We start from the raw sequence: 16,556 nt of genomic DNA, 5'->3' as shown, positions 1-16,556 counted from the left end.
GATGGTAATCCTTACCGCAGACGCTGCAGAGAGCCGTCGGATGCTGCGAGACGGTGCCGAGCGTAGGGAGACTGCTTCCGGAGTTGGTTTCGTGAACACCGTCAGGTTATTAAGGAAACCCGGGCGCCCCGTAACAGGCTGAGAACTTGTCAGAGTTCAAGAGAGACTCCTGTTGCAGGAGTAATATGGGTGGTACCGCGGAGAAATTGTTTTTCGTCCCTGAAGCATATGCTTCAGGGCTTTTTAGTTTCAATTGTCCAAGGGAGGATTGTTCCATGAGTAAAAACGAACTTGTCCATGTCAGTGACTGTACGCTGCCCCAGTCTGAAAACCAGTGTGAACTCAGTTTCAGGGAAAAAATAGAATTATGCCGCCTGATCGATAAGCTCGGTGTTTCTTCCATAGATCTCTGCCCGATCAGGCAGAAGAAAATAGACAGGCTTCTTGTGAAATCCATCTGTTCAGCCGTGAAAAATGCAGCTGTTTCGGTTCCTGTGGACCTGATGGATAAGGAATCTGTCCAGATCACCTGGGAAGCCATGAAGGAAGCCGTCAATCCCAGGCTGCAGGTCGCTGCTCCTGTCAGTTCCGTTCAGATGGAATATATCCTCCATATGAAAGCGGATGCTGCCTGCCGGAAAGTGGAGGAAATGGTCCGGTGCTGCCGTGAGCTGACAGAAAACGTGGAGTTTATCGCGCAGGACGCAACCAGAAGCGACTGCTCTTTCCTTGTGAAGGTGATCACCGCTGCCATCGGTGCCGGCGCTTCTGTTGTTACGCTGTGTGACACTGCCGGTGCCATGATGCCGGAGGAAATATCCGCCTGGCTTGAATCACTGAAAAAAGAGATTCCGGATCTGAGCAAAACAACCCTCGGGTTTTATTGCTCCGGTGAACTGAACATGGCGGACGCCAACGCTGTGTCCGCCATCCGCTGCGGAGTAAGGGAGATCAAAGCCACTGCCTGCAGCGCTACCGCGATATCGCTGCCGAATATTGTTCGCATCCTGAACGCCAAGGGCGGCACCATGGGTGTCTGCACAGACATCGGTGTCGAAAAAATCCGGAAGATCACCGGACAGGTGAATACAATCTGCCAGGCCTCCGGACGGAAATCCGAGATCGGTTCCGGCTTCAGTGATGAGGAATCTGACGCGGATTATCTTCTGAGCATCCACGACAGTATGGAAACCGTGATACGGGCTGCCGAAAAACTCGGTTATGATCTGAACGCTGACGATCAGCAGAAGATATGGAAAAGCTTCTGCCAGACAGTAGAAAAAAAGGAACATATTACCCTGAAGGAACTGGATGCGATCATAGCTGCTGAAGCGATGCAGGTTCCTCCCGCCTATCATGATATTCATTACATGATCAGCACAGGCAACCAGATCGGCGCCGTCGCGCATATGAAGCTGATGTTCCATAATCAGGAAATTGAAGGAACCGCTTCCGGAGACGGTGTTATTGACGCAGCGTTCAATTCCGTTGAACAGGCAACCGGCAGGCACTTCGAGCTGGATGACTTCCAGATCCAGTCCGTTACAGAAGGACGGGAAGCCATGGGTGAAACAGTTGTCCGTCTCCGCTGGGAAGGAAAACTGTATTCCGGCCGAGGTATATCAACTGATATCGTCGGTGCAGGCATTATGGCTTACATCAACGCCGTCAACAAGATCGTCTATGAGGAGGAAGAAGCATGAATCTTTCCTTTTCCACCAGGGGATGGAATTCCCTTTCCTGGGATGAACAGGTCCGGGACGCTTCTGAAATGGGGTTCCAGGGAATCGAACCCTATAATATCCAGGAGTTTCCTTCCCTTTCAGGCCGCGGAGGAGCTTTCCACAGCTACAGCCTGAATGAAACGGTTCGTGAACTGAAGAAAAACAGGCTTGTCCTTCCCTGCCTGGATTCGTCCATTGATCTTTCCCTGCCCTTTGATTCGCCTGAAAAGGCGCAGTATCTGATCAAAACCGCTTCCTCCCTGAAAACACGGTATGTCGCGTTCTGTGCCCTGAGGGACAATGAGGAACAGATCAGGCAGAATATTGAAGCCCTGCTTCCCCTCGCGCAGGAAGAAAACGTCTGCCTGCTGATCAAGACCGTCGGCATTTATGCTGATACATCCCGTCTGCGCGCGCTGATGGACAGCTACGCCTGCGACGAACTCGCCGCCCTGTGGGATATGCATCATCCCTACCGGGATTTCAGGGAAATTCCGGATACCACAATCCGGAACCTGGGCGGGTATGTGAAACATGTTCATTTACGTGATTCCGACGATGACGGCTCCTACAACCTCATCGGCGAAGGCACCCTGCCGATCCGTGATATGATGAACGCCCTTTCTTCCATTGACTATGACGGTTTCATCTCCCTTGAATGGAAAACGGAATGGATTGAGGATATACCCGACCGCGATATTATTTTCCCCCATTTCCTGAACTATATGAACCGTTTTGAAAACCCGCGTGGCAAGAAAAAAGGCCTGTATTTCAATGAAGACGGTACAGGAAAATATATCTGGAAAAAAGACGAGCTGATCGACCTGACATTCGGCCGTGTGCTGGACCAGCTGGTGGAAGAATTCCCTGACCAGTATGCGTTCAAATACACGACACTTGATTATACCCGGACCTATTCGGAATTCCGTGATGATGTGGACCGTTTCGCGCGAGCGCTTATATCCATGGGCGTCAGGGCAGGCTCCAAAGTGGCTATCTGGGCAACCAATGTGCCCGCCTGGTATATCACCTTCTGGGCCGCGACCAGGATCGGCGCCGTTCTTGTAACCGTGAACACCGCCTACAAAATCCACGAGGCCGAATACCTGCTCCGGCAGAGCGATACCCATACGCTGGTCATGATCGAAAGTGCCCTGGACAGCAATTACAGAGCCATCATTAATGAATTATGTCCGGAGATCGCCCAGACAAAAGCCGGAACGCCGCTGCACTGCAAAAAGCTGCCTTTCCTCCGGAATGTGATCACAGTCGGTTTTGTTCAGCAGGGCTGCCTGACGTTTGAAGAAGCCATGAAGCGCGCGGATTCGGTTCCTGTTGAGACCCTGAACGCCATGACCCAGAGCGTCAAGCCGGACGATGTCTGCAACATGCAGTATACATCCGGTACAACAGGTTTTCCGAAAGGCGTTATGCTGACACACTATAACGTTGTCAATGACGGCAAATGCATTGGCGACCGGATGGGCCTGTCTACCGCGGACCGGATGATGATACAGGTTCCCATGTTCCATTGCTTCGGTATGGTGCTTGCCATGACCGCTTCGATGACCCACGGCACAACGCTTTGTCCGCTTCCCTATTTTTCCGCAAAGAATTCCCTGGCCTGTATCAACCAGGAAAGGATCACCTGTTTCCACGGCGTTCCGACCATGTTTATCGCCATGTTCAACCATGAGGATTACAGGAAAACAGATTTTTCCTATATGAGAACAGGCATTATGGCAGGTTCCGGATGCCCGCCGGAACTGATGAAACGGGCGGCACAGCCTGATGAGATGAATATGCGCGGGATTGTCAGCGTATATGGCCAGACTGAGTCCTCTCCCGGAAGCACCATGTCCGCCTGGACCGATTCCCTGGAACTGCGTACAGAAACCGTCGGATATTCATTCCCCCATGTACAGACCAAGGTCATCGATCCGGAAACAGGCAGGGAAGTTCCGGACGGTGTGGACGGAGAATTCTGTTCCAGGGGATATCATATCATGAAAGGGTATTATAAAATGCCCGATGCCACAAACCAGGCGATCGACCAGGACGGCTGGCTCCATTCCGGCGACCTGGCCCGCAGGAATCCGGACGGTACCTACCTGATCACCGGCCGCCTGAAGGATATGATCATCCGCGGAGGAGAAAATATTTATCCGAAGGAGATTGAAGAGTTTATTTATACTCATCCGGCCGTGGCGGACGTTCAGGTTATCGGTGTTCCGGATGCCAAGTACGGCGAGGCTGTGATGGCCTGCATTATCCTGAAAAAGGGTGAGCAGCTGACCAAAGAAGAGATGACGGAATACATCAAATCCCATATGGCCCGTCACAAGGTTCCCCAGTACATCGAGTTTGTGGATGCATTCCCGATGAACGCAGCCGGCAAAGTACTGAAGTATAAGATGCGGGAGGAAGCCGCCGAAAGGCTTGGGCTTGTCGGAGCCGCAGGTATTGATACGGCCAAAGGACTGAAATAAAAAAGAAGGAAGGATTTTTCCTTCCTTCTTTTTATATCCTTATCTGTTTTCAAGAAGATGACGGGTGCCGCTGGGATCTGTAAGCACTTTCGCGCATCCCAGGACAACACAGTCGCGTGCGTCCGCGGAAACGCGGCAGGGTATATTCAGCGCATCGCCGATTGCCTCGGAAAGACCGTAGAGAAGCGCTCCGCCGCCCGTCAGTGTAACACCGCTGTCGAAGATATCGGACGCAAGCTGCGGCGGTGTACGCTCAATCACAATCTGAACCGCCTCGATCAGGTCATTGACCTGATCAACAATGGCTTCGTAGATTTCATCCGATTCGACACTCATCGTCTTGGGCAGTCCGGAAATAAGGTTCCGTCCGGTGATATCCATCACGACGGGAGGATCCTTCCTGACAGCGCCGCCCAGGGTAATTTTGATCTGTTCAGCCGTTCTTTCTCCGATAAGCATATTATACTTTTTCCGCAGATACCTGATAATGGCGTCATCAAAATGATCACCGCCGATATGCACGGAACTGATCACTGATACAGAGCTGTTATACAGAACGGCAAGGTCTGTACATCCTGCGCTGATATCCACCACAAGGCTTCCGTATGGCCCGAGGAAATTAAGCTGTGCCCCCAGGGCAGCCGCAATGTTTTTATCCATCAGCTGCGTCCTGCGTACACCGGCCTCAAACATGGAACTGATCAGCGCTTTCTTTTCCATATCCTTCACACCGGTGGGTACAGCCATAACAGCACGGGGCCGTGCCAGAATATGCTTGCCGATCACGGAAGTGACAAAAAAGCGGAGCATGGCGCTTGTCAGTTCAAAATCAAGCATTTCACCCTGGGCGAGCGGGCGGATAACATTCACATTGGCCGGAGTGCGGCCGATCATCCGGTACGCTTCAGAGCCAAAGGCAATAATATGATTGGTTTCCCGGTCCACGGCAACAACAGAAGGCTCACGGAAGACAATCCCCCGACCCTTCATATAAATAACCACATTGGAAGTACCGAGATCAATCGCGATATCGTTCGTCTGAGCCATGATGCGATCCTTTCATCCCCTTCGATAATACCTGAAAATCATATCATTATAAGATGAAAAAAACAACCTTTGCCCTGCAAAAGAAAACAGGCGTTTCTTGACAAGGCGAAATGATACAAGCATAATATAATATGGTATATTACGGGGATGAGGTGTTGGTTTTGTCTGTCAGAATTCATGCTGTTTCCGCTGGTTCGCCCGCTGAAAAAGCCGGTATACAGCCTGATGACCGGATTGTATCCATTAATGACACACCGATCGCTGACGAGATTGACTATCAGGCCCTTTCCACCGGCACCTGCCTCAGGGTCAGGATTGAACACGAAGGCGTTCCCTGTGATTATACGATTCGTAAATCAGAATGGACTCCGCTGGGACTGAGCCTGGATGAAACCGAATCCATGAAACCCCGCCACTGCCGAAACCGGTGTCTTTTCTGTTTTATCGACCAGCTGCCTCAGGGAATGCGCGATACGCTCTATGTCAAGGATGACGACTGGCGGCTGAGCCTGATGATGGGCAATTATGTAACGCTCACCAACGTTAATGATGAAGAGTTTAACCGCATCATTGAACGAAAGGCCTCCCCTCTCTTCATTTCCGTCCAGGCAACCGATCCTCAGACACGCTGCGTGATGCTCAGCAACCGTCACGCCGGAAACCTGATGGACAGGCTCAGACGCCTGAAGGAAAACGGTCTGCAGTTCCATTGCCAGGTTGTGCTCTGCCCGGGTGTCAATGACGGGGAAATCCTGCGGAAGACCATTACGGATCTCGCCTCTTTATATCCCTCCTCCCAGTCCCTTGCCATTGTTCCGGTCGGACTGACCAAACACAGGGATGGCCTTGCTGACCTGAAGGGATTTGATGCTGTATCCGCCAAAAAGCTGATTGACTTTGTAAAGGGATACCAGGAAAAATACCTTGAGGAATTCGGAACCCGTTTTGTATTTGCGTCCGATGAATTCTACTGTATCTGTAATGAACCCATACCGGATCATACAGCATATGAGGATTATCCGCAGATTGAAAACGGCGTAGGCATGCTCCGGCTGCTGGAGCAGGAATGTGAGGAATCTTATGAATTTCTGTTTTCTGATGGTTTTCCTGAAAGCTCACTAAATCGGCATCTGCTTATCCCGACAGGTGTTTCTGCCCGTCCGTATATCGAAAAGCTGGTCAGCCGGTATGCGCCGAAAGGAACATCTGTAGAGGTAAAAGCGGTCAAAAACAGGTTTTTTGGAGAAACCATTACCGTTACAGGCCTGATTGTTGGGCGTGATCTCATTGACGCCCTGAAAGGCATTCCCTGTGACGAAATACTGATATGCGATACAATGCTGCGCGCGCAGACAGATATGTTTCTGGACGAAACGACCCTGGAAGATGTGCGCAGGGAACTTGGAAAACCGATCAGGGTTGTACAGAACAACGGAGAATCGCTGATCCGTGCCCTGTGGGGATTGGAGGAAGAAAATGGCTAAACCGCTTGTCGCAATTGTCGGCCGTCCGAATGTCGGCAAATCCACCTTTTTCAATAAAATGGCCGGTAAACGGATCAGCATCGTTGATGATATGCCCGGTGTTACCCGGGACAGGATCACCGCTGATGCTGAGTGGCTTGGACATAATTTTACGCTGATTGACACAGGCGGTATTGATCCGAGAAGCGATGACGTTCTCCTCAGCCAGATGCGGGAGCAGGCTGAAATCGCAATGGATCTCGCCGATGTGATATGCTTTTTTACGGACGCGAGAGACGGTCTGACAGAAGATGATAAAGACGTTGCCAACATGCTCCGTAAAACCACCAAGCCGGTACTGCTTGTTGTCAACAAAGTGGATTATCTTGACCTGAATGATAATCTTTACGAGTTTTACGAACTGGGTCTCGGGGATCCCATCGGTATCAGCAGCGTGAATATGCTCGGGTTCGGTGATCTGCTGGACCGTATGATCGAACTGTTCCCGGAGGACGCGGATAACACAGACGATGAAGCAAAGCCCATCCAGCTTGCGATTGTCGGCCGGCCGAACGTTGGCAAAAGTTCCCTGACCAACCGGCTGCTGGGAGAAAACCGTACGATGGTATCCGATATAGCCGGTACCACACGGGACGCTATCGATTCCCTGTATACCGCTGAAGATGGTACTGTCTATAACATCATTGATACCGCCGGAATCCGCAGGAAGCGTTCCGTGGAGGATGAAACGCTGGAAAGATACAGCGTGCTCCGGTCCATTGCCGCCATCAGGCGCTGTGATGTGGCACTGCTTCTGATTGACGCGAATGACGGTGTGACGGAACAGGATACAAAAATCGCCGGTCTGATTCACGATGAAGGCAAGGCCGTTATCGTCATTGTGAACAAATGGGATATGCTTGACAAGGAAACCGGCACCTATGAAAAGTATAAAAAACAGGTGCTGGATGACCTGAAATTCATGACTTATGCTCCCGTTTTGTTTATTTCCGCCAAATCCGGCCAGCGTGTGGGTCAGATCCTGGACAAGGTGAAGGAAGTATATGAAACCGCCTGCCGCAGGATCACAACCGGTGTCCTGAATGATGTGCTGAATGACGCGGTTAACGCTCTTCAGCCTCCTGTCCAGGGCGGAAAACGCCTGAGAATCTACTATGCAACACAGGGTGGAGTACAGCCGCCTTCTTTCGTGCTGTTTGTCAATGAAGAAAAGCTGATGTTCTTCGCATACGAAAGGTATCTGGAGAATTTCTTCAGGAAATCCTTCAATCTGGAAGGAACTCCGATCCGCTTTATCCTGCGGGAAAAGAAAAAGGAGGATTGATTTTCATGCCCAGGGAAATCCTTTACATTATATGCTGTCTGCTCGGTTACCTGCTGGGTTCCATTTCCGGAGGCATTATCACATCCACGCTGGCCAAGGGACCTGATCTCCATACCGTTGGCAGCAAAAGTACCGGAGCCAGCAACGTTCAGCGGACCATGGGCTGGAAATACGGTATCATCACATTCCTGATTGACGGCCTGAAAGGCATAGCAGCCTGTGCAATCGCTGAATTGTTTACAGGAAGCCATTTCGCGGCCATGCTGGCTGGTCTGTTCTGCGTGATCGGCCATAACTGGCCTGTTTTCTTTCATTTCCGCGGAGGAAAAGGCGTTGCCACAACCGGCGGTGTGATGCTTTACTGTTTTCCCCTTCCCGCTCTTCTGTGTATAGCGCTGACCGTTGCGGTCATTGCTCTTTTCAGGTATATCTCTGTAGGCAGCATGCTGCTTGTTGTCACTTTCTTTATCCTGTCTTTTTTCTTCAGTTCCTGCAACGCATGCGTCATTGTATGGACCTTTATTCTGATGGTTATGTGCATCGCAAGGCACCATGCCAATATTGATCGGCTGATTCACGGAAATGAAAACAAGCTCGGACATAAAGCACATCCTTCCGGAGGTGCTCATGAACAATAATATGAATCATGTCCGCAATTTCTGTATTGTGGCACATATCGACCATGGCAAAAGCACTCTCGCAGACAGGATCCTTGAAAAAACCGGTGTTTTTGAGAAGCGTGAAATGGTTGAACAGATCCTTGACAGCATGGAACTGGAACGGGAACGCGGCATAACTATCAAAAGCAAAGTTGTTCATATGACCTATCGCGCGAAAGACGGTAAAGACTATATCCTGAACCTGATCGACACTCCCGGCCATGTGGACTTCACCTATGAAGTCAGCCGCGCGCTGGCCGCCTGCGAAGGCGCCCTGCTCGTTGTTGACGCAACCCAGGGCATTGAGGCGCAGACCCTTGCCAATGTCTACATGGCTCTGGAACATAATCTGGAAACCATCCCTGTCATCAATAAAATCGATCTTCCTTCTGCCCGTCCTGAGGAAGTAAGGCAGGAAATAGAAGATGTAATCGGCCTGGACGCCAGCTATGCCCCTCTGATTTCAGCCAAAACAGGCCTGAATGTGGAAGATGTTCTTGAAGCGATCGTCAATCATATTCCCGCCCCGCAGGGAGATCCGGACGCTCCCCTCAAGGCATTGATTTTTGATGCCTACTATGATAATTATCGCGGTGCCATCTGCTTTATACGGATTATGGACGGAACGATCCGTCCCGGAATGAAAATGCGTATGATGGCTACCGGCAGTGAATTTGACGTCGTGGAGGTAGGTACCTTCGATCCCGGTTACAGGCCCTGCGATGAGCTGAAGGCCGGGGACGTCGGTTATGTTTCCGCTTCCATCAAGGATGTGCGTGACACACGTGTCGGCGACACTATTACCGACGCGGCGCGCCCGGCTTCGGAACCCCTGCCGGGCTACCGCAATGTGACTCCGATGGTTTACTGCGGTATTTATCCTGCTGACGGTGCTGATTATCCGGCGCTCAAGGACGCCCTTGAAAAACTGAGAATGAATGACGCTTCCCTGTCCTTTGAGCCGGAAACATCCGTTGCCCTTGGATACGGTTTCCGCTGCGGATTCCTCGGCCTGCTGCATATGGATATTATTACCACACGCCTGGAACGCGAATTTGACCTGAATCTTGTCACAACTGCGCCGAGTGTTATTTACCGTGTGATTAAAACAAACGGAACCGAACTGATGATTGACAATCCCACCAATCTGCCTCCGGTCGGTGAAATCGCCGAAATGGAAGAACCTTTTGTCCACGCCACAATCTATACTCCGCAGGAATATGTAGGCACTCTGATGGAGCTTTGTCAGGATAAACGCGGCATTTTCATTGATATGCAGTATGAAGGCACCCGTGTCAAGCTGAATTATGACATGCCTCTCAACGAGATCATCTTTGATTTCTTCGACCAGATCAAAAGCAGGAGCCGCGGCTACGCTTCCTTTGATTATGAGCTGAAGGATTACCGTCCCAGTGATCTTGTAAAACTGGATATCCTGCTTAACGGAGAAATCTGCGATGCTTTCTCCATCATTGTCCACCGTGAAAAAGCCTATGCCCGCGGACGGGGCATCGCTGAAAAGCTGAAGGATGTTATTCCACGCCAGATGTTTGAAATCCCGATTCAGGCTGCCATCGGCGGAAAAGTGATTGCGCGCGAAACCGTTAAGGCCATACGCAAGGATGTTCTTGCCAAATGTTACGGTGGAGATATTACCCGCAAGAAAAAGCTGCTCGAAAAACAGAAGGAAGGTAAAAAACGCATGCGTCAGTTCGGTACCGTCCAGGTGCCCAGCGAAGCCTTCCTTGCTGTTCTTAAAATGGACTGACATATGGACAGGGAACATGATCTCCTGCCGGAAGGAATCCGTGAAACAGCCTTTTTTACAGGTCACAGATACCTTCCTGCCGATGAAAAAGCACATATTCAGCAGCGCATTGCTGACGCTGTTGTCATGGCATATAACGATGGTTACAGGCGTTTTATCTGCGGATGCGCCCTTGGTTTTGACACCCTTGCCGCCTTACAGGTGCTTCAGCTGAAAAAAAAGTATCCGGATATGATTCTCTCCCTGGCCATTCCCTGTGAAATGCAGGCAGACCGCTGGCATGATAAAGACAGGGAAATATACAGTAGGATCCTCGAACAGGCTGATGAAAAAACAGTTCTTTCCCCCTGCTATTTTCAGGGTGTTATGCTCACAAGAAACAGGTATATGGCTGACCGTTCCTCCCTGTGCATATGTTACCTCTATCATATGCGGGGAGGAACCGCTTCCACAGTCCGCTACGCGCTGAAACAGGATCATATCAGAATTATCAATCTGGCTTCCGCACAGGATTACAACACCGGATTGCTGAGGGAAAAAGCATGGAATTATATGTCCACATCCCCTTCTGCAGGAAAAAATGCCGCTACTGTTCATTTGTTTCTTTCACAGAGAAAGAATCTGACTATGAAGCATACATCGATCTTCTTCTGAAGGAGGCGGAATGGCGTGCGGATGAAGCAGAGGAACCGGTCCGAACCGTTTATATCGGCGGCGGAACGCCTTCCCTTCTTCCTCCCCGGCTGTTCAGCAGACTGATCCACGGACTTGATTCCATATATGATTTCAGCAGCGTATCAGAGTTCACATCGGAAGCCAACCCCGGAACAGTCACGAAGGCCTGGCTTGACAATGCCTGTGAACTTGGAATAAACCGTCTCTCTTTCGGAATGCAGGCTGCCCAGGATTCATTGCTTCTGATCCTCGGAAGGATTCATCATCAGGAGGATGTTATCCGTTCTGTGGAACTGGCAAGGCAATCCGGTATAACGAATATCAATCTCGATCTCATCTTCGGTATTCCTTCCCAGACAGAGGAAAACTGGATAGAAACGCTTAGGGCGGCGGTTGAACTGAAACCGGCTCATATCAGTGCGTATGGACTGATTCCGGAGGAAGGCACGCCGCTTTATGAGGATCTGCGGCTGAACCGTCTTCAGCTGCCGGATACAGATACGGAAAGAAATATGTACTCTTCCGCCGTATCTTTCCTCAGGTCAATGGGGCTTGAACGTTATGAGATATCCAATTTTGCCACGCCCGGCTTTGAATGTATTCATAATATCGGCTACTGGACACAGGTCCCGTATACCGGCCTTGGCATATCTGCCGCATCCATGACCAGGCTTTGTTCCCTTCCGGACGGTGTAACCTATATACGGAAAACCAACCCTGACAGCTGGCCGGAATACGCCGCAATGATCCGGAACCGTATTTCTCCGCCTGATGAAATCATATCATGCCGGGAAGCTCGTTTTGAGTCCGTTATGCTGGGGTTCAGGCTGGCGGAAGGAATAAATGAAGACACCTTTATGAAGATGCATAAGGTGTCCCTGGAAGAGAGCTATGGAAACAGGCTGAAGCCATTTGTTGATAACGGACTGATCATCCATGAAGGAAAACAATGGAGAATGTCCGAACGCGGTCTGGATATCCAGAATGCCATTCTGTCCGAACTGATGGATGATTAGTTAAGGGCAACGTTATATTCTTTTTCCCTGAAAAACTGTACAGCGTTATTCCTGATCTGATCAAGCAACGCTTTGTCGGAAGGATTTCGTGTTATCTGCTGGACACATTGTGCCACTTCGTCCAGAAGACGGACATCGGCAAACAGGAACTGTTTTCCCGGTTCTCCTGACTGACGCGTTCCGATAAGGTCCCCGGGGCCGCGAAGTTCCAGATCTTTCTGCGCAATCACAAATCCGTCATTTGTGGAGCAGAAAAGCCTCAGTTTTTCAGAAGGCTCCGCGAACAGGAAGCACCAGCTTTCCTCCTGTCCGCGTCCAACCCTGCCCCTCAGCTGATGAAGCTGGCTCAGGCCGTACCGTTCCGCGTTTTCAATGATCATAATCGTCGCGTTTGGATTGTTGACACCAACCTCGATCACAGTTGTGGATACCAGGACGTCAAACAATCCAGCCGCAAAGTCATGCAGCACCTTGTCTTTTTCCGCCGGTTTCTGCGACCCCCAGGTCAGGCCGATACGGAGGCCCTTCATCTCATGATCCTTCAGTTTTTCAAACAGGGCTTTCGCGCTGTGCAGTTCGCTGCTTTCATCTTCATCCTCTTCCACCAGCGGACAGACAATATAAGCCTGTTTCCCTTCAGCGATCCGGGTGCGAAGGAATCCATACATATCCTGTCTTTTTTGTTCAGGTACAATTCTTGTTTTGACCGGAATTCTGCCGGCAGGCATCTCATCAATCACAGACAGATCCAGGTCTCCGTACAGGATCAATGCCAGGGTCCGGGGAATCGGTGTGGCTGACATAACAAGCACATGCGGCAGAATGGTGTCTGTTTTTCCCTTCATCTGCAGGTTTGTCCGCTGCCTGACACCAAATCGATGCTGCTCATCGGTGATGACCAGGCCGAGCTTGCCGTATTCAACATCTTTGCTTATCAGGGCATGTGTACCGAAGAGTACGTCACATTGATGTTCTTTCAGCTCTTTCAGGATCTTCTTTCTTTCTGAAGACCGTGTGCTTCCTGTCAGAAGACGGCATCGTAATCCAAGCTTTTCAAACATCCTGCAGGCATTTTCATAATGCTGCACAGCCAGGATTTCCGTAGGAGCCATCATGCACGCCTGGTATCCCGCGTTGTATGCCAGCCATATGGCACCAAATGCAACCGCTGTTTTTCCGCATCCGACATCTCCCTGTACAAGTCTGCTCATGGCGCAGTCTCTTCGCAGATCAGAAGCGATATCGTTCAAAACCTTTTTCTGCGCGTTCGTTGGTATAAAACCAAGGGACTGCCAGTAACGGTCAATACAATCGTTGCTGAACTGAAAAGGAAATCCGGACTGTCTTTCCGTACCCGCGCATGAAACATAAACCAGATAAAGCAGTATCCGTTCAAATTCTATTCTTCTTCTGGCAGCCTGAAGCGCTTCGGGGCTGTCCGGAAAATGCGCCTGCCTGACAGCGTAATTCAGTTCACACAGATGATACCTGACGCGGAATTCGGCAGGAAGCGTCTCCGGGCAGCAGTCATCCAGCAATTCCAGTGCGTTCCGGATCAGTTTCCTGAAAGATTTGGACGGAAATCCCTTCATTGCCCGGTAAACAGGAATAAAGCCTTCTTCCGGTCCGACGATCTGAGGATTCTGCAAAACCCTTCTGTTGTTGCGGATAACAAGGCGTCCGTAGAGCCTGACAGTCTCCCCTTCCTGAATCCTGTCCCTGATCCAGGCAGCGTTATACCAGCATACGGGCATTTTACCGGTGCTGTCCGCTATGGTTACTGTTACCTTTTTGAGAGAATGGAAAAAGGAGATCTGGGGCTCTTTCAGGGCTTTTCCCTCCACAAGGATAAAGCCCTCATGACGGGTGCTGCACGGAAGTACAGTACTGTGATCCTCATAACGGACAGGCAGTGTAAACAACAAATCGCGCAATGAGAAAACTCCCATTGCGCGCAGTGTTTCAGCTCTAACAGGACCGATACCGGCCAGTTCTGTCAGTTCCATGTCTTACTCCACAGAAATCAGGTAATAATACAGGGGCTGTCCGCCATTATGATATTCCACATCGCAGTCTTCATACTGCTTTTCGATTTCTTCGGCTATCTGCTTCGCGTCTTCTTCCTTGACGTCCGCGCCGTAGTAAACGGTAATCAGCTCATCTTCATCCGTGATGATTTCCTTCATCATTTCAAGAACGACATCATGGATAGAGTGGCCCGAAAACTCAATCTGTCCGTTATGCAGTCCGATGATATCGCCCTGCTTGATCTCAATTCCGTTATACTCGCTGTCACGGATGGCATAAGTCACCATGGCTGTCTTCACATGCTGCGCGGCACCGATCATGCGCTGCATATTATCATCCGGTTCAGCTTCATTCTGGAAAGCAATCGCGGCAGCGATACCCATGGCTACATTTTTCGTCGGAATCACGCGTACATCCTTTGAGGAAAGCTCCGCTGCCTGGTTTGCGGCGAAAATAACATTTCCGTTATTGGGCAGGATAAACACGCATTCCGCGTTAACCTGATTAATGGCATTCAGCAGATCATCCACGGACGGATTCATTGTCTGTCCGCCTTCAACAATCTTGTCCACATTCAGGTCATGGAAAAACTGTGAAAAACCGGATCCAAGAGAAACGGCCACAAAACCGTATTTCTTTGCAGGTTCATCCGGCGCAGCGGGTTCCGCGTCCGATTCTTCCTGTCCGGCGGACTTTTCCAGTTCCCGTTTCATGGCGGCAAGATTGTCGATTTTGATATCTGTAATCTCAGCCAGTTCAATACCGTAATCCAGGGCAAAACCGGGATTATCAGTGTGAACATGGATTTCCGCTCCGCTCAGGTCTCCGTTGACAGATACGGCATCTCCGATCCGGTTCAGGCGGCGCCTGAACGAATCAAGATCATGTTCATCGCAGTCATCACGGAAACGGGTAAGCTTGAAGGATACACAATAGGTATAGGTAAGATCCTTTGTCAGATCGTGACAGTCATCAGATACAGCCTGAACATCATCATCCATCAGCGTATCGGCTGTGGAGATATCTTCACCCCGGAGGACGGCCGCGTATCCCTGGTAGATCAGCATCAGTCCGCGTCCGCCGGAGTCCACAACGCCGGCCTGTTTTAAAGCAGGAAGCATATCCGGTGTTTTTTTCAGGATGGCTTCACCGCTCTTCAGGATAACAGAAATCAGCTGGTCGTAATCCTCGGGGCTTTTCTGTGCCTGTTTCAGGGCATCTTCCGCAACAACGCGGGCAACCGTAAGAATGGTGCCTTCTTTAGGCTTCATAACAGCCTTATAGGCCATCTCAGAGCCTTTCATCAGGGCCTCTGCAAACTGAATCGGCGTTATTTTTTCAACCCCGCTCAGAGCCTTGGCAAAACCGCGGAGCAGCTGACTGGTAATAACGCCTGAGTTACCGCGGGCACCTTTCAGCGCGCCTTTGGCCAGTGCGCTTGCCGCTTCATCCGCGCGAAGATACTCTTTGCTGTTCAGCTCTCTTGTCGCTGACTGCATGGTCAGGGACATGTTTGTGCCGGTATCACCGTCCGGAACAGGGAATACATTCAGTGCGTCAACCGCTTCCCTGTTCTTTTCAAGTATGGCTGTTCCGGCCATCACCATATCACGCAGAAGCAGCCCGTCAATCGTTTTAAACTGTATCAAAGGATTATTCCTCCGTTATCCTAATTCGTCGCGTGAATCGGGTCAGATCCTGATTCCTTCAACAGAGATGCTGATTTTCCGAACCTTAACGCCTGTGGTGCTTTCCAGTTTATAACGAACTGTTTCCACAATGGTTTTGCAGACTTCAGAGATGGAAATGCCATACTCAACGATGATATAAAGATCAACGTCCAGCATATCGCCGACATTGCGGATCTGGACGCCTTTTGTCAGGTTCTCCCTTCCGAGCCACTCAACAATACCGTCCGTTGCCCTTTGTCCGGACATCGCAACAATACCATAGCATTCAAGCGCGGCATACCCGACAACTTTGAGCATTACATCTTCAGCAATATAGATTGTTCCGTATTCGTTCTTGATTTTACATTCCATGAGTTTCCCTCCCGCATATTACCGTGGCAGGTTTTCGGATTCACTGAAAATCCGATCAACAGGACTCAAGAATTATATAATAGAATCCTCTTTTTATCAAGTGGCAGGCATCTTGACAATCCTTATGTTTTCCAACATAATATATATAATGCAATGAAGGGAAGAGTATTCTGATCCCCTGTTTCACAGAGAGCTTCCGTACGCTGAAAGGAAGTAAACAGTTTTCAGAGGAAGTACATCCCGGAGCAGTCACCTGAAATCTTTCAGTAGGGATGACACGGTGCGCCGTATACAGCGCCT

General features: G+C 50.2%; 12 protein-coding genes and 2 other annotated features (2 of these 14 cut by a window edge). Of the genes, 8 read left to right on the top strand and 4 right to left on the bottom strand.

Annotated elements, in window-relative coordinates; translation table 11 throughout:
- Positions 1 to 224 (top strand) — a binding site (T-box leader) (it extends 15 nt beyond the left edge of the window).
- Between the two features lie 51 nt (positions 225 to 275).
- Both JYE50_RS04175 and JYE50_RS04170 read left to right on the top strand, forming a co-directional pair.
- The gene (locus JYE50_RS04175) at positions 276 to 1,703 is read left to right on the top strand and encodes a hydroxymethylglutaryl-CoA lyase-like TIM-barrel protein (protein WP_179138205.1); all 1,428 of its coding nucleotides are present in this window, start codon (positions 276 to 278) and stop codon (positions 1,701 to 1,703) included.
- Positions 1,700 to 4,213, top strand: coding sequence for an AMP-binding protein (locus JYE50_RS04170; RefSeq protein WP_084094623.1), 2,514 nt, complete (start codon positions 1,700 to 1,702; stop codon positions 4,211 to 4,213). Before JYE50_RS04175 ends, JYE50_RS04170 begins: the two co-directional genes overlap by 4 nt.
- Positions 4,214 to 4,252: 39 nt before the next feature.
- On the opposite strand, the gene JYE50_RS04165 is transcribed toward JYE50_RS04170, so the two are convergent.
- Positions 4,253 to 5,260, bottom strand: a complete 1,008-nt coding sequence (locus JYE50_RS04165) for a rod shape-determining protein (protein ID WP_084094622.1) — start codon at positions 5,258 to 5,260, stop codon at positions 4,253 to 4,255.
- A 161-nt stretch (positions 5,261 to 5,421) separates the two neighbouring features.
- Here JYE50_RS04165 and JYE50_RS04160 point away from each other — a divergent pair, with 161 nt between their 5' ends.
- From JYE50_RS04160 to hemW, 6 genes are read left to right on the top strand one after another with little or no spacing between them, the layout of a single operon-like run.
- Positions 5,422 to 6,744, top strand: a complete 1,323-nt coding sequence (locus JYE50_RS04160) for a DUF512 domain-containing protein (protein WP_179138204.1) — start codon at positions 5,422 to 5,424, stop codon at positions 6,742 to 6,744.
- Positions 6,737 to 8,068 carry a ribosome biogenesis GTPase Der gene (der, locus tag JYE50_RS04155; protein ID WP_084094620.1) on the top strand — a complete coding sequence of 444 codons (1,332 nt, stop codon included), beginning with the start codon at positions 6,737 to 6,739 and terminating at the stop codon, positions 8,066 to 8,068. The genes JYE50_RS04160 and der overlap by 8 nt, the downstream gene beginning before the upstream one ends.
- A gap of 5 nt (positions 8,069 to 8,073) precedes the next feature.
- The gene (gene plsY, locus JYE50_RS04150; RefSeq protein WP_084094619.1) at positions 8,074 to 8,706 is read left to right on the top strand and encodes a glycerol-3-phosphate 1-O-acyltransferase PlsY; all 633 of its coding nucleotides are present in this window, start codon (positions 8,074 to 8,076) and stop codon (positions 8,704 to 8,706) included.
- On the top strand, positions 8,696 to 10,495 hold the full coding sequence (gene lepA / locus JYE50_RS04145) for a translation elongation factor 4 (protein ID WP_084094618.1): 1,800 nt from the start codon (positions 8,696 to 8,698) through the stop codon (positions 10,493 to 10,495). Before plsY ends, lepA begins: the two co-directional genes overlap by 11 nt.
- Before the next feature lie 3 nt (positions 10,496 to 10,498).
- A complete protein-coding gene (locus JYE50_RS04140) occupies positions 10,499 to 11,149 on the top strand; it encodes an SLOG family protein (RefSeq protein WP_084094617.1) in 651 nt (216 codons plus the stop codon).
- The gene (hemW, locus tag JYE50_RS04135) at positions 11,038 to 12,186 is read left to right on the top strand and encodes a radical SAM family heme chaperone HemW (RefSeq protein ID WP_179138203.1); all 1,149 of its coding nucleotides are present in this window, start codon (positions 11,038 to 11,040) and stop codon (positions 12,184 to 12,186) included. Before JYE50_RS04140 ends, hemW begins: the two co-directional genes overlap by 112 nt.
- On the opposite strand, the gene recG is transcribed toward hemW, so the two are convergent.
- Genes recG through JYE50_RS04120 form a run of 3 tightly spaced genes read right to left on the bottom strand, consistent with a single transcriptional unit; the run spans position 12,183 to position 16,256 of the window.
- Complete coding sequence (gene recG, locus JYE50_RS04130; protein ID WP_084094615.1) at positions 12,183 to 14,192, bottom strand: ATP-dependent DNA helicase RecG; 2,010 nt, start codon at positions 14,190 to 14,192, stop codon at positions 12,183 to 12,185. The genes hemW and recG overlap by 4 nt on opposite strands.
- A gap of 3 nt (positions 14,193 to 14,195) precedes the next feature.
- On the bottom strand, positions 14,196 to 15,863 hold the full coding sequence (locus JYE50_RS04125; RefSeq protein WP_084094614.1) for a DAK2 domain-containing protein: 1,668 nt from the start codon (positions 15,861 to 15,863) through the stop codon (positions 14,196 to 14,198).
- Positions 15,864 to 15,905: 42 nt separating this feature from the next.
- Positions 15,906 to 16,256, bottom strand: coding sequence for an Asp23/Gls24 family envelope stress response protein (locus JYE50_RS04120; RefSeq protein ID WP_084094613.1), 351 nt, complete (start codon positions 16,254 to 16,256; stop codon positions 15,906 to 15,908).
- 144 nt (positions 16,257 to 16,400) lie between these two features.
- Positions 16,401 to 16,556 (top strand) — a binding site (T-box leader) (it continues 56 nt past the right edge of the window).

The sequence above is a fragment of the Aristaeella lactis genome (genome assembly GCF_018118585.1).
In the GTDB taxonomy this organism is placed as follows: domain Bacteria; phylum Bacillota; class Clostridia; order Christensenellales; family Aristaeellaceae; genus Aristaeella; species Aristaeella lactis.
Note: the sequence above shows the minus strand (reverse complement) of the source record. Positions and strands in the feature narration are given on the sequence as shown.